This is a genomic window from Arenibacter sp. F20364 (genome assembly GCF_023015905.1).
Lineage (GTDB): Bacteria > Bacteroidota > Bacteroidia > Flavobacteriales > Flavobacteriaceae > Arenibacter.
The window spans coordinates 111737-125887 of record NZ_JALKBD010000005.1 but is presented as its reverse complement, the minus strand read 5'-3'; the positions used below and the strand labels follow the sequence as shown (position 1 = coordinate 125887).

Here is a 14151-nt window from a genome sequence, read left to right as displayed (position 1 = left end):
TTTAGTGTAGTTAATTAAAAAGATGGGACAAAAGTAATAAAATAATCAGCTTTAAAAAGGATAATTTATACCTATGTTGAATACTGCGTTGGACAGATTGTAGTCCCTAAACCATCTTTTTGAAGATTCTTCAGCCGGATTATAGGTTTTAAGCCCCATATCCAACCTGAATATAAAATACGAAAAATCGTAACGGATTCCAAGGCCAGTTCCCAATGCGATATCAGCTAGGGAACCAAAATTTTCAAAGGTGGCATTCTCATCGGTAACGTTGTCCAGAACATTCCATATATTCCCGGCATCGGCAAAAAGAGCTCCTTTAATATCCCCTACTATTGGAAATCGATATTCGAGATTGAAGGCAATTTTTAAATTTGCTTCGTTAAAGTCGTTCACATCCTCTGTTCTGCCTGGTCCAAGGGAATAGGGCAGCCAGGCACGGTTGTCGTTGGATCCACCGGCGAAATAACTTCTTACGAAGGGGATGTTGTCCGAATTTCCATAGGGTATCGCAATTCCAAAGAAACTCCTAAAGGCTAGAACATTGGTCCTTGAAGTGCTCCAATGTTTAATATAGTCGAATTCTGTTTTTATATATTGGGAAAAGGGCACGTTGAAAACCAAGAGCTTGTCGTCTTCGCTTTTATAAAAAGGAATTATATTGGAAATTCCGGACAAGAGATTTCCCGCACTTTCCAATTTGAACCTAAACTGATAAAAATCATTATCGGTAATACCACTTTTATTGTTTTTATTAAAGGTGTAATTGCTGGCAAATATTAAATTGTTTTCAGTTAGTCTTATTCTCCGTTCTTCAATACTACTTACGTCGTCATAATCTGCGGTGCTCGAAGAAACGTCTCCGTTGAGTATTGCGTTTGTGAACCCTGTAGTGCCTTCTGGGATAATTAATTGCCGATCAGTACTGTCATCATCAGTTTCATAAAAATCGGCCAAGGCCGGTTCAGTCTCATAATTGTCGGCGATTTCATCCAGGTTTTCATAGGTGTTCTGGTAGACAGTAAAAAATCTGTTGGGGTTTACATTGCGAACAAATTGAACATTTAGTAGCTCCAGTGTATTCTTTTTAAAATCTGTTGGTGACCAATTGTAACCAAAAACATTATTAAATGTTTGTTTATCCAGACCAATATTCTGTTGAAAACTTGTTCCTATGGATAACTTGGTTTGGGGCAGCATGTAGTTCGGAATAATTCTAGATGTTTTTACAAATGGGAACCAGATTCGGGGTAAATTAAGATTGATATCCGCCCCTGTTTCCAAAATATTGAAAAAACGATTGTCCGCTATATCCGGATCACTGGATGCCCCTACACTTATTCTTCCAGATATACTTAGGTTTTCTGCCCCTTTGAACAAATTTCTGGCCGTTAGGGAAGGACTAAATCCAATCCCCAAAAATTGAATATTGGAGTGGGTTACATCAAAATCGGTACCCAAGGAATATTTAGGTCGGGGAGATAGGTAGATATTGGCCGTTAGTTTTGAAGCTGCACTATCCGCTACAAATTCAATATTCGGATATTTGAAAGTATTAAGGTTGGTAATTTGTCTATAGGTTCTTATACGGTTGATTTCTCGGTAGATACTGTCTTTTTTTAGGAAAACGGCATCCGTCAGCATTTTTGGCTTGTAGCGTAATTTGCCTTGGTAATAGATCGTGAAATCTTTATAATCTACCTTCTTTACGCTGTCCAATCCGTTATCGAATGTGTAGTTGGTGAAAATATTGATTTTCTTAAAGGTGTGCACCTTGTATTCCGAAGTGGTAAGGGCGCTATCTGTCCTTGTTTTTAAATTTTCTATATTTAAAAGGATGTCCAATTTGCGATTGTTCCCCTGTTTGGTGGTGTCTCCAACTAAATCGTAGGAAATGGAGCTTTCTTGAAAGTTGTGGATTCCGGTGTTTCTAAAAAGATTGGTCAATCGTTCCCTTTCACTGTTGAAATTGTCCAGATCTATTCGCTGACCAGATTTAATAAAAGATTCGCTTTTGTTGATGTTGTTGATGGAATCCAAGGCGGAGGAGGTAATCTCCGCGGATACCGAGTCTATGATATAGGGTGTCCCCAGATCCAACTTGTAGTTCATGACGGCCCTTTGTTTTCTTGCACTGCTGTCTATTTCGTAAGTTGTGGAATTATTGAAATATCCTTTGCTTTTGTAATATGCGTTCAATCTTTGCAAGGACCTTCTTGTTCTTGAGGTGTCTATGATCGTTGGAGGTTCTCCAATATTTTTTAACCATACGCTGGCTCCTTTTACCAAAAAGGATTCGCCCAATCTTTCCACTTGTTTTTCAGATAAGATATTGATGAGGCGCTGCTCCCTTTTTTCTTTTTTGTGCAACCATACCTGATAGGAAGAATCAGGATTTTTCTTGGCTAGGTTGTAAAGGTTTAGTCTTAGGGGATAACCCAATAAGGTACTATTTGGTTTTTGAAAAATAAGGCTATGGATATCTTCATCGGTAATTTTTACACTATCGGCATAAATCAGGTTTTTGGTCAGTAGGAGTTCGTCATCACCAACCCTTTTTATTGCATTGCAGGATGTAATTGCAATTACTAGCAATAATAATCCTATTTTCGTAATGTTTAAACGCATACACGACCGTGTCCTCATAGAAGTCAAAAATACATTATTTGTATGGTTGTTAAAAGCCAAATAAAATTTATAAAAAATTTACAGCAAAAAAAGTACCGAACACAAAATAGGTTGTTTGTGGTGGAGGGAATAAAGGCAGTTCGGGAACTACTTAATTCCACTATTAAGGTGCATAAGATATATGTTACGGACAGTTCCGTGTTGGGGTTGAGCGGAGATTTTATTGAAGTGATAAGTGAGGGGGAGTTAAAAAAAATCAGCGGACTGGCCACCCCTAATAAGGTCTTGGGAGTATTTCATATTCCCGTACCCAGGCCATTGGATTTTTCGGATTGGGTCATTGCTTTGGATGATGTCAGGGATCCTGGAAATATGGGTACTATTATCCGCCTTTGCGATTGGTTTGGAGTCAAGAATCTCATATGCTCTTCCAATTCCGTAGACTGTTATAATCCTAAGGTTCTCCAGGCTACCATGGGATCTATAAGCAGGGTAAATATTGTATATGGGGACCTGCAAAAGGTTTTGAGTAAGTCCGAGGTTCCTGTCTACGGGGCATTTATGGATGGGACTGTGGTTTATAAGGAGGAATTTTCTAAGAGTGGAATATTGGTAATGGGGAATGAGGCCAATGGGGTATCGGAAGCCATTGAGGCCGTTATTGGCAAAAAAATCAGCATTCCTCAATTTGGAACCAAAACTACCGAAAGTTTAAATGTGGCAACGGCTACAGCTATTCTGTTAAACGAAATAAGAAGGGGGTAATTTTTACTCGATAATCGAGATTTGATTGCTTCGACGCTTGCCTGCCCGTTCCGTTAAGGCGGGCCGTAAAATTTTAAGGTTGTTCCTTTACGAATGCCTCGCGGGCATGCCTAAGTCGGTAGACAGGATTGCCCAGCGGTAGTTTACTCAAAGGTGAAATTGATAAAAAGCCCTCTGGTCATCATTGCCTCAATATTGCCCGTCCAAGGGCTATTTGGGTCATTGTCCCGTACCAATTCATCATTAATGGCAAAAACTCCCCGTATAGAAGGGGTAAACTTGAAATACTCCAAATAGAATTCGATCCCAAAACCCATTTCATAATAGTATGTGGTCTTTTTCATTCGGAAAGTGGCGCTGCTGTTATCGTCCAGACTCTGTTCGTTGCTGCCCAGGTTCATGGAGGTAGATGCCCCTCCAATAAGAAATGGTTTCCAGTTTCCCAGTCTTTTGGTACTTACTTTTAGGAGTAAGGGAAAATTAATATAGGTCGACTTTACCTCTCTAATGGCATCCCTTTCGTTATCAAAGCCTGGAAAACCTAGGTTTCGCTGATTGTAGTGCAGCCCGGGTTCGAATCGAAGGTCCAAAAATTTGTTGAGTCGCAGTTCCCCGATGAGGCCTACATTAAATCCAAAGGATTTGTCTACCAAAATATCGGGTAAATCGTCTTTGTATTCAAATTTGAAGTCATATTGATTAAAGCCTAAAAAATATCCCCAATTTAGTAGCGGTTCGTCTTCATTTTCAAGGTTCATTACGGGTTTTTCATTAAACTGAGCATTGGATGTGGCGCCTAGTGCACAAAAAACAATTAAAAGAATAAAAATATTTTTCATATTTTACTTTGTAGCTACGTAAATGGAGGCAACCCCAAATGTCTGGGGTCTATTGTCTATACCTATAAACCCAATTTTATCCAAAATATTGTTGAACTGTTTTCCGTGGGGAAAGGCAGCGGCCGATTCGGATAAATAAGCGTAAGCACTCCTATCTTTGGAAAATAACTTACCAATGGCCGGGAGGATTAGTTTTGTATAGAATTTATAACCTTGCTTATAGGGTGTTTTTGTGGGAATGGAGGTCTCCAGAACAACAAATGAGCCTCCGGGCTTTAAGACTCTATATATTTCGGCCAGGCCTTTTTCAAGATTCTCGAAATTCCTAACGCCAAAGGCAACGGTAATGGCATCAAAGGAATTGCCCTCGAAGGGCAGATTTTCACTATCTCCTACAATCATTTTAATGGTGTCCCCCAATTTTTTTTCCGAAATTTTTCTTTTTCCAACTTCCAACATACCGGGCGAGATATCCAACCCAATAATTTCCTTGGCACCTGTTTTGGTCATATTAATGGCCAAGTCACCAGTACCGGTAGCAATATCCAAAATTCTTTCGGGATGTTTTTCGGAGACAATGGATACCACGCGCTTTCTCCATTTAATGTCTATTCCAAAAGATATAACCCTGTTAAGTCCATCATAATTTCCAGAAATAGTATCGAACATTTTTGTAACCTGTTCCTTTTTGCCCAGCGTTGAATCTTTGTAAGGGGTCACCTTTCTATCCATAATCATCAATTTTTGGTAAAGATACTATATAGATGTAAAGTTATACTTCAAAAATATTACAATAAGAGCTGATCTCTCTTTGTTTAACTGGTATATTTTCGAATACAACCCAATTTAATTATGTAATTTTGTCGCGCTTATATTCAGGTTTTATCTGAAATGGACTATAGCGGGCTTCTGTCCTATATGAGAAAATTGGATTTAATCCCGAATCATATAAGGAGGCATTCTTAAAAGATAGATTTAGTTTATATTTTGATTAAATTTAGGTGACTTAAGGTGCAAAATTATGACAACATGGGATTAACCGAGAATTATTATGCACTTTGGTTGATTAAAAACAATTTATACAACGGATGAAAATTATTATTGCAGGGGCAGGGGAAGTTGGTTTTCATTTGGCTAAATTATTGTCCTATGAATCGCAGGATATTACGCTGATAGACAGTAATAAGGATAGTTTGTCCTATGCGGACACCCATTTGGATATCAGGGTACTTAGGGGAGACGCTACCTCCATCGCCATTTTAAAGGATGCCCAAGTAGAGAAATCCGACCTGGTCATTGGGGTAACCTCCTCTGAGACTACCAATATTACCTTGTGCATGTTGGCAAAACAATTGGGTTGCAAACGAACAATAGCGCGTATTTCCAACGCTGAGTTTATACATAATAAAGAGGCTATTAAATTTTCGGACTTGGGTATCGACGAGCTTATTTCTCCCGAAGCTTTGGCCGCTACCGAAATACAGCTGTTGTTAAATCAATCCGCATTCAATAATACCTATGAATTTGAAGATGGTTTGTTGATCATGGTAGGGGTGTCGTTGCCCAGAACAGCACCTTTCGTGGGCAAGACGGTAAAGGAGGCAGCAAAAATATTTTCCGAATTACATTTTATGCCCATTGCCATACAAAGAATGGGTACCCAATATACCATTGTTCCCAGGGGTGATACGATTTTTAAAGAAGATGATCAGGTGTATTTTATAACTTCCAAGGAGGGGCTGGATGACCTTTACAAACTTACGGGAAAGGAGAAAAAGGAGATTAAGAACGTTATGATTCTGGGTGGAAGTAAGGTAGGGTATAAAACGGCCCGGGATCTTTGTAGAAATAAGTTCAATGTTAAGCTTATCGAGAAAAGTAAGGAAAAGGCCTTCGATTTGGCAGATGAACTGCCCAATGCGCTTATTATTAATGGTGATGGAAGGAATGTAGAGTTATTGGAGGAGGAAAATCTAGAGTCAATGGATGCTTTTGTGGCAGTTACCGGAAATTCGGAAACCAATATTATGTCCTGTTTGGTGGCAAAATCCAAGAATGTAAAAAAGACAATCGCCTTGGTGGAAAACATGGATTATTTTCAATTATCACATTCCATAGGTATAGATACCTTGCTCAATAAAAAACTACTGGCGGCCAATAATATCTTCAGACATATCCGAAAAGGAGAAATTGTGGCCATGACTAGGTTAAATAATTTAAATGCTGAGATTTTGGAGTTTATTGTTAAACCTACTTCCGAGGTGAACGGTCAATTCATAAGGGATCTCAAATTTCCAAATGAGGCTACTATAGGAGGTGTAATCCGTGATAATCAAGGTTTTATCGCTCTTGGGGGGTTTAAAATTATCGAAGGTGATAGGGTAGTGGTATGTTGCCTGCCAAGTGCTATTCCTAAAATAGAAAAGCTATTCCTGTAGTATGGGCTTAAATTCGAAAATTATCTTTCACCTCATGGGATTGCTATTACTTTGTAATGGTTTTTTTATGATTTTGGCTGCTGTGGTCAGTGGAGTATATGACGATGGTGCTACATTGGATATCACTCTTGCGGCCATTGTCACCATGCTTGTGGGGATTTTATCCATGTTCTATACCCGGAATCACAAAAAGGAGGTAAAACGAAAAGAAGGCTATATAATTGTTACTTTTGGCTGGTTGGTAATGTCCGCCTCAGGGATGTTGCCCTATCTCTTTACCGGATCCATTCCAGATGTTACAAATGCTTTTTTTGAGACAATGTCCGGTTATACTACCACTGGAGCCTCTGTGGTGGATGATATCGAGGCGCTTCCCGAAGGGATTCTTTTGTGGAGAAGTCTAACGCATTGGATCGGTGGAATGGGGATCATAGTGCTTGCTATAGCTATTTTGCCGCTTCTGGGGATAGGGGGAATGCAGTTATTTGCTGCCGAAGCTCCCGGTCCAAGTGGAGATAAATTACACCCTAGGATTACCGATACGGCCAAAAGGCTTTGGCTTATTTACTTTAGCTATACCATAGCAGAGACCTTATTGTTGAAACTGGCTGGAATGTCATTTTTTGATGCCTTGAATCATTCTTTGGCTACACTTTCCACAGGGGGTTTTTCTACCAAGAATGCCAGCATGGCGTATTGGAACGATCAACCCATGATACAATACATTGTAATCCTCTTTATGTTTTTGGCAGGGAGCAACTTCGTATTGAGTTATTATGCTTTTAAAGGCAAGGTGCAAAAGGTGATTATGGATGAAGAATTTAAGTTCTACTCCATTTTTATTATTTGTTTTACCATAGTTGCCAGTTTGGTAGTGTACTTTCAGGCAAATGTTGCGATGTCCGATTTTTATCCTATGGTACTTGGTGAAGGGGAAAGTGCGTTTAGACATACTTTGTTTCAAGTAGTTTCGGTAATTACAACCACTGGTTTCGTTACGGCCGATTTTACTTCGTGGACACCCTTATTGACCATATTCTTTTTTGGATTGTTTTTTCTAGGGGGTTCGGCCGGTTCCACAGCTGGAGGTATTAAGGTAATGAGGCATTTGATCATTATAAAGAATGGGTTGTTGGAATTTAAACGTACACTGCATACCAATGCCATTATTCCTGTTAGATATAATGGGAAGACCGTACAGGAAAACATTGTATACAATATTATCGCATTCTTTGTGCTATATATGTTACTTTTTATTATAGGGTCTTTAGTGCTTGGTGCCCTGGGATTGGACTTTGAAAGTGCAATTGGAGGGGCGGCATCATCCCTGGGGAATGTAGGTCCGGCCTTGGGTACATTAAATCCATTGGTGAATTTTAATAGCCTTCCGGCCTTGGGCAAATGGTGGTGTGGATTCCTAATGCTTTTGGGAAGGTTGGAACTTTTTACGGTATTGATCCTGTTTTCACCATATTTTTGGAAGCGTACTTAGGATAACAGGAATATAAAAAAAATGGACGTCGGTTAGGACGTCCATTTTTTTATGACTAAAGTTTGTGTTATAAAACCGCCTTTATTCTGGCTATTGCTTCTCTTAGTTCTTTCTCTGACGCGGCGTAGGAAATACGTATGCAATTATCGTTTCCAAAGGCTTCGCCGGTTACGGTGGCCACATTGGCTTTTTCCAATAGATATAGAGCGAAATCGGAGGCGTTGTTGATCAATGTCCCGTTGATTGTTTTTCCAAAAAAGCTGGAGATATCCGGGAATACGTAAAATGCTCCCTCAGGTACATTAAGGTTGAATCCTTTTATTTCTCCCAATAGTTCCAATACAAGATCGCGTCTCTTGTGGAATTCGTCGATCATAAATTTAATAGATGATATTGGTGCATCAAGTGCGGCTATGGTAGCGCGCTGGGCAATAGCATTGGCACCACTTGTAATCTGGCCCTGAAATTTGGTACAGGCCTTGGCAATCCATTCCGGACCTCCAATATATCCAATACGCCATCCGGTCATGGCAAATGCCTTGGAAACACCATTTACCGTAATGGTGCGGTCGTACATACCTTCAATATTGGCAATACTTACATGACCGCCCCTGAAATTGATATGCTCATAAATTTCGTCGGATACCACAAAAATGTTGGGATATTTTCTCAATACTTTGGCCAAGCCTTCCAATTCCTCCTTGCTGTAAACCGATCCGCTTGGATTGCAAGGGGAGCTGAACCACATCATTTTGGTTTTTGGAGTAATGGCTTTCTCCAATTGCTCCGGAGTCATCTTAAAGTCAGTGTCTATGCTTGTAGGCACTTCTACCGGTACACCTTGGGCCAATTTCACTATATCGCTATAACTTACCCAATATGGGGCTGGCAGAATAACTTCGTCACCGTCGTTAAGCATTACCATTGCAATATTTGCCAAGGACTGTTTGGCGCCTGTAGAGACTACTATCTGGTTCAGGCCATAGGTAAGTCCATTGTCCCTATTAAACTTATTGGCAATGGCCTGCTTTAAATCGGCATAACCATCCACTGGGGAATAACTGCTATAATTTTGGTCTACGGCCTCTTTGGCGGCTTCCTTGATAAAATCGGGGATATTAAAGTCAGGTTCCCCTAAACTTAAGCCAATGATATCTTTACCTTCACTCTTTAATTCTCTGGCTTTTGCAGCCATAGCCAATGTGGCCGAGGTGGACATGGAATTGATCCTATCGGATAAATGGTTCTTCATTTTTCTGTTATAATTTACTGATATTGTAATTTGGGTTTTTTGCCCAGTTCCTTTAGATGTTTAAAGTGCGAAATTATAGCTTTTCTTGTAGTTTTGTATTCGTTGTATGGCAAATTAAACTCATTTGCGGTCTCTTTAACAATTTTCGCAATTTTTGTGTAATGTATATGACTGATGTTTGGGAAAATATGATGTTCCACCTGATGGTTTAAGCCTCCTGTAAACCAGTTGACTATACGGTTATTAGTGCCAAAATTTACAGTGGTGAACAACTGGTGTATGGCCCAGGTATTTTTCATGGTTCCGTCCTTTTGGGGTAGTGGTGTTTCCGCTTCATCCACAACATGTGCCAACTGAAAAACTACGCTCAGAATTACTCCTGCAACATAATGCATTATAAAAAATCCTATGAGAATTTTCCACCAGGCAATATCTAAAAATACCATAGGTACTATAATCCAAATGGTTATATATATTAACTTGGTTACTACTAGCATGCTCCAGTTCATAAACGGATTTGGGAACTTGCCATAAGCCAATTTCCTTTTGGTATAGCGGTACATTTGCTGGAAATCCGTTGTTATGGCCCAGTTAAAGGTTAAAAGGCCATACAGGAATATAGAGTAAAAATGCTGGAATTTATGGAATCTGTGCCATTTGGCATGCTTTGAAAATCTCAGTATCCTACCTGCTTCCAGATCTTCATCGTGTTCATGGATGTTAGTATAAGTATGGTGCAATACGTTGTGTTGTACTTGCCAGTTGTATACGTTTCCTGCCAGAATGTAGATACTGCCTCCCATTAGTTTGTTCACCCACTTCTTGTTGGAATAGGAACCATGGTTTCCATCGTGCATTACATTCATTCCAACTCCAGCCATGCCTACACCCATGGTAATGGTCAGTAATAAATTGGCCCAGTTTGGAAGCCCTAGTGTTAGAATTAGAAAATAGGGAGCCAAAAATAAGGCAAACATTACAGCGGTTTTTAGGTGTAACTTCCAGTTGCCCGTCTTTTTAAGGTCGTTTTCCTTGAAATAATCATTAACGCGCTTATTTAGGGTTTTGAAAAATTGAGCGGAGTCTTTTCTTGAAAATCTTATGGGTTTGTTGTCCATGATTTAATTTTTGGTAAATATACGGCAATTCAGGCCCAAATTATGTATAACTGCTTTGTTAAAACTTAGGCCATGCCTATTAAAGTACTATTTTTGGCAATAATTTAATAAAACAGAATGGACCATACAATCATTTATAAATATTTTCCGGATTTGACGGATTTGCAAAAACAGCAAATTGAAAAACTACAACAGTTGTACCAGGATTGGAATCTAAAGATAAATGTGGTGTCCAGAAAGGATATAGATGAATTGTACTTACGACACGTACTACATTCCTTGGCAATAGCCAAATTTCAAAAATTTAATCCTGGGGCTAAAGTATTGGACGTAGGAACCGGAGGAGGCTTTCCGGGCATTCCCTTGGCTATTTTATATCCCGAGACCCATTTTACCCTAGTTGATGCCATTGGGAAAAAGATTAAAGTGGTGCAGGAGGTAGTGGCGGGACTGGAAATTGATAATGTTACTGCCGTTAATTCAAGGGTAGAAGAAATTACGGAGCAGTTTGATTTTATTGTTAGTAGGGCAGTGGCAGCTATGCCCACTTTTACACATTGGGTTAAAGGAAAGATAAAAAAGAAATCTGGGCACGAACGCAAGAATGGAATCCTTTATTTAAAAGGGGGGGATTTGGAAGAAGAACTAAAGGAATACCGTACCGTGGAAGTATATAATCTTTCGGAAGTTTTTGAGGAGGATTTCTTCCAAACCAAGAAGTTGGTTTACTTACCGGTAAAATTTAAGGGGTAATACCTAAGGCTCATAGGCTCAACATATGGTAATATGATTCTCTACACTTTTTGGCATAAGCCCTAATGTATTCTGGTATATTGCTGAGTGTAAAACCTTTTGTCTTTTTGGGAATTATTTTTTCCATACCTTCTTTCATAACATTGCGCTTTAAAATTGACTGTAAATTTACAATTACTTAACGTTAAATTTACATTAATATTGTGTGAAGTTGATGGAATTTATGTTAAATCTACTTATTTGCTTGGGGTTGTTGGAAATTTAAAGGTATTCTGGCTTCCAAAATTGGGGAGTGTGATATAGGATTTCATAGAGCGGACTCTCTAACCAATTGGTAATATTTAAAACAGAAAAGCCCGTATTTGCTATATAGCAAATACGGGCTTTGGCAATATTGTTTTTAACCTTATCCCAAAAATGGATATCTGTAATCTACAGGGGTTACAAAGGTTTCTTTGATTAATCTAGGTGACACCCAGCGCAAAAGGTTTTGGGCCGAACCCGCCTTGTCGTTTGTTCCGGAAGCTCTTGCTCCTCCAAATGGTTGCTGTCCTACAACGGCACCTGTAGGTTTGTCGTTAATATAAAAGTTACCGGCACAGTTCTGCAATGCTTTGGTTGCTTCGGCAATAGAATACCGATCTCCGGATAAAACGGCTCCCGTAAGCGCATATTCAGAGGTGCTATCGACCAATTTAAGAGTTTTGGACCAATCCTGGTCTTCATAAACGTAAATCGTGACCACGGGGCCGAAAAGTTCGGTTTCCATGGTGGTGTACTTCGGATCGGTCGTAACAATGACGGTCGGCTCTATGAAATAGCCTTTGGATTTGTCATAATTTCCGCCTACATAAATTTCGGCATTCCTGTCTTTTTTGGCTTGGTCAATGTACTTGGCCAATTTATCAAAAGAACCTTCGTGTATAACGGCTGTGATAAAATTGCCCATATCCTCAGGAGAACCTGGTTTGTTGAACGATTCCACATCGGTTTTTACATAATCCAATATTTCCTTGGATATGGATTTTGGCAGATAAACCCTGGAGGCTGCACTACATTTCTGTCCTTGGAATTCGAAAGCTCCTCTAACAATTGCTGTTGCAACTTGTTTTGGGTTGGCGGTGGGATGTGCTATGATAAAATCCTTTCCACCAGTTTCCCCAACAATTCTAGGATAGGTTTTGTATAAGTGTATATTGTTTCCAATCTGCTTCCACAATTCCTTGAATACATGGGTCGATCCGGTGTAGTGGATTCCGGAAAAATCCGGACTGTCCAAGGCGACTTTTGTTATCATTACCGGATCCCCGTAGACTACATTGATAACACCATCAGGAAGGCCGGCCTCCTTAAGGATATCCACGATTACCTTAGCGGAGAACACCTGACTATCACTTGGTTTCCACAATACCACATTTCCCATCATTGCCGCACTGGCGGGAAGATTTCCTGCAATTGCGGTAAAATTAAATGGGGTTATGGCGTAGACAAAACCTTCTAACGGACGATATTCTACCCTGTTCCATATGCCTTCGGCAGAATCAGGTTGTTCCTCATAGATCTGGGACATGTATTCTACGTTAAAACGTAGGAAATCTATTAGTTCACAGGCAGAATCAATCTCCGCCTGATGTATATTTTTAGATTGCGCAATCATGGTTGCAGCATTAATTTTTGCCCTGTAAGGTCCAGAAATCAACTCTGCGGCCTTTAAGAAAATAGCGGCACGTTGTTCCCATTCCAAGTCTGCCCATTGCTCCCTGGCTTTTAAAGCGCTCGAAATGGCATTGGATACATCTTTTGTGTTGGCAGTATGGTATTGGCCAACTAGGTGCTTATGGTCGTGTGGAGGAGAAATAGGTTTGGTGTTTCCTGTTTTCACATCTTTGCCATCAATGTACATTGGAATGTCTTCCTGGCCATTGAAATAGGCACTGTATTGTTTTAGTACTTCTTCCCGTTCTGGAGTACCGGGGGCATAACTTTTAATAGGTTCATTGTATGCCGCGGGGACTTGAAAAAATCCTTTGCCCATAATAATTTTTTTTAAGTTCAAATTCATGTCAAAGGTACTAAATGCATTATCGAAAATAAAACTAAGCGCTAAGTGAATTTTGGGATAGGGGATAGGAATTCCATTTAGAAGTTACAGGAATTTTTGATTATTGAAATGGTTCCAATAAATATTATTTCCCAAAAAAATATTCTGGAAATAAGAAGAAAAAAGTAAGGTATGGATTCTAATTCAATGCAAATGGCGCACTAAATTTAAAAGTAGGAATATACACCCTGAATTTTTCGGAATTATTAATACTTACCATATTATAATGACCCTTCATGGCTCCAATTGTTGAAGCCAATAGACATCCGGAGCTGTAAGTATGCGATTCTCCAGGTTTTATAACCGGCTTTTTGCCGATTACCCCTTCGCCGTCCAATACTTCCAATTCATTAAGGGAATCATAAATTTGCCAATGACGCGAGGTCAATTGTACGGAATCCTTGCTTTGGTTTTCTATGGTTATGGTGTAGCCGAAAGCAAAATGCATTTTGTAGTTCTTGAAGAAAGTTCCTTCAAAACTGGTGTTTACTGAAATTTTTATGCCTTTTGTTACCTGTGTTATCATAAGATCGGATTCTAAAATGAAAATAAACTTCTCAATGAAAGCAAAAAAACCTAAAATGCCATCAAAACAAAAAATACCATATTTTCAAATACGTATTTTACTACGGTTATCAATCTAGCTTGCTCAAAGAAATTCCGCATCGCATTACAAAGATAAAGAGCAAATGTTATAATTTATCTTAAAATTATAATTCTTTTTATGTTAGATACGGGAACTCTAAAAAGCAATTAGTCAGCAAG

General features: G+C 39.3%; 11 protein-coding genes. 4 read left to right on the top strand and 7 right to left on the bottom strand.

The window, feature by feature from the left end; genetic code table 11:
* Window positions 1-51: 51 nt before the first annotated feature.
* A complete protein-coding gene (locus tag MWU84_RS05675) occupies window positions 52-2595 on the bottom strand; it encodes a BamA/TamA family outer membrane protein (RefSeq protein ID WP_348647853.1) in 2544 nt (847 codons plus the stop codon).
* A 75-nt stretch (window positions 2596-2670) separates the two neighbouring features.
* On the opposite strand from MWU84_RS05675, the gene MWU84_RS05670 reads away from it, so the two are divergent.
* On the top strand, window positions 2671-3393 hold the full coding sequence (locus tag MWU84_RS05670; RefSeq protein ID WP_246899287.1) for an RNA methyltransferase: 723 nt from the start codon (window positions 2671-2673) through the stop codon (window positions 3391-3393).
* Window positions 3394-3536: 143 nt separating this feature from the next.
* On the opposite strand, the gene MWU84_RS05665 is transcribed toward MWU84_RS05670, so the two are convergent.
* Together MWU84_RS05665 and ubiE are read right to left on the bottom strand one after the other, a co-directional pair.
* A complete protein-coding gene (locus MWU84_RS05665; RefSeq protein ID WP_246899285.1) occupies window positions 3537-4232 on the bottom strand; it encodes a porin family protein in 696 nt (231 codons plus the stop codon).
* Window positions 4233-4235: 3 nt separating this feature from the next.
* On the bottom strand, window positions 4236-4964 hold the full coding sequence (gene ubiE, locus MWU84_RS05660) for a bifunctional demethylmenaquinone methyltransferase/2-methoxy-6-polyprenyl-1,4-benzoquinol methylase UbiE (RefSeq protein ID WP_246899283.1): 729 nt from the start codon (window positions 4962-4964) through the stop codon (window positions 4236-4238).
* A gap of 356 nt (window positions 4965-5320) precedes the next feature.
* Between ubiE and trkA the strand changes: the two genes are divergently transcribed.
* Window positions 5321-6670: a Trk system potassium transporter TrkA gene (gene trkA, locus MWU84_RS05655; RefSeq protein ID WP_246899280.1), complete on the top strand. Its 1350-nt coding sequence runs from the start codon at window positions 5321-5323 to the stop codon at window positions 6668-6670.
* Window position 6671: 1 nt separating this feature from the next.
* Window positions 6672-8162 (top strand): potassium transporter TrkG, encoded by a 1491-nt coding sequence (locus MWU84_RS05650; RefSeq protein WP_246899277.1) that lies wholly within the window; start codon window positions 6672-6674, stop codon window positions 8160-8162.
* Window positions 8163-8229: 67 nt separating this feature from the next.
* On the opposite strand, the gene MWU84_RS05645 is transcribed toward MWU84_RS05650, so the two are convergent.
* A complete protein-coding gene (locus tag MWU84_RS05645; protein ID WP_246899275.1) occupies window positions 8230-9414 on the bottom strand; it encodes a pyridoxal phosphate-dependent aminotransferase in 1185 nt (394 codons plus the stop codon).
* Between the two features lie 14 nt (window positions 9415-9428).
* Window positions 9429-10532, bottom strand: a complete 1104-nt coding sequence (locus MWU84_RS05640) for an acyl-CoA desaturase (RefSeq protein WP_246899272.1) — start codon at window positions 10530-10532, stop codon at window positions 9429-9431.
* Window positions 10533-10649: 117 nt separating this feature from the next.
* On the opposite strand from MWU84_RS05640, the gene rsmG reads away from it, so the two are divergent.
* Complete coding sequence (gene rsmG, locus MWU84_RS05635) at window positions 10650-11285, top strand: 16S rRNA (guanine(527)-N(7))-methyltransferase RsmG (protein ID WP_246899270.1); 636 nt, start codon at window positions 10650-10652, stop codon at window positions 11283-11285.
* Window positions 11286-11691: 406 nt separating this feature from the next.
* Here the strand turns inward: rsmG and pruA are convergent, their stop codons facing one another.
* Window positions 11692-13320, bottom strand: coding sequence for an L-glutamate gamma-semialdehyde dehydrogenase (pruA, locus tag MWU84_RS05630; protein WP_246899266.1), 1629 nt, complete (start codon window positions 13318-13320; stop codon window positions 11692-11694).
* Window positions 13321-13525: 205 nt separating this feature from the next.
* Entirely contained in the window at window positions 13526-13912 is a 387-nt protein-coding gene (apaG, locus tag MWU84_RS05625; protein WP_085495565.1) for a Co2+/Mg2+ efflux protein ApaG, read from the bottom strand.
* Window positions 13913-14151: the final 239 nt, after the last annotated feature.

What these genes read in the sequence shown, in the direction of transcription:
- pruA (WP_246899266.1), bottom strand. Translation starts at nt 13,320, where the DNA reads ATGGGCAAAGGATTTTTTCAAGTCCCCGCGGCATACAATGAACCTATT.
- MWU84_RS05650 (WP_246899277.1), top strand. Translation starts at nt 6,672, where the DNA reads ATGGGCTTAAATTCGAAAATTATCTTTCACCTCATGGGATTGCTATTA.
- MWU84_RS05670 (WP_246899287.1), top strand. Translation starts at nt 2,671, where the DNA reads ATGGTTGTTAAAAGCCAAATAAAATTTATAAAAAATTTACAGCAAAAA.
- MWU84_RS05665 (WP_246899285.1), bottom strand. Translation starts at nt 4,232, where the DNA reads ATGAAAAATATTTTTATTCTTTTAATTGTTTTTTGTGCACTAGGCGCC.
- apaG (WP_085495565.1), bottom strand. Translation starts at nt 13,912, where the DNA reads ATGATAACACAGGTAACAAAAGGCATAAAAATTTCAGTAAACACCAGT.
- MWU84_RS05640 (WP_246899272.1), bottom strand. Translation starts at nt 10,532, where the DNA reads ATGGACAACAAACCCATAAGATTTTCAAGAAAAGACTCCGCTCAATTT.
- MWU84_RS05645 (WP_246899275.1), bottom strand. Translation starts at nt 9,414, where the DNA reads ATGAAGAACCATTTATCCGATAGGATCAATTCCATGTCCACCTCGGCC.
- rsmG (WP_246899270.1), top strand. Translation starts at nt 10,650, where the DNA reads ATGGACCATACAATCATTTATAAATATTTTCCGGATTTGACGGATTTG.
- ubiE (WP_246899283.1), bottom strand. Translation starts at nt 4,964, where the DNA reads ATGGATAGAAAGGTGACCCCTTACAAAGATTCAACGCTGGGCAAAAAG.
- trkA (WP_246899280.1), top strand. Translation starts at nt 5,321, where the DNA reads ATGAAAATTATTATTGCAGGGGCAGGGGAAGTTGGTTTTCATTTGGCT.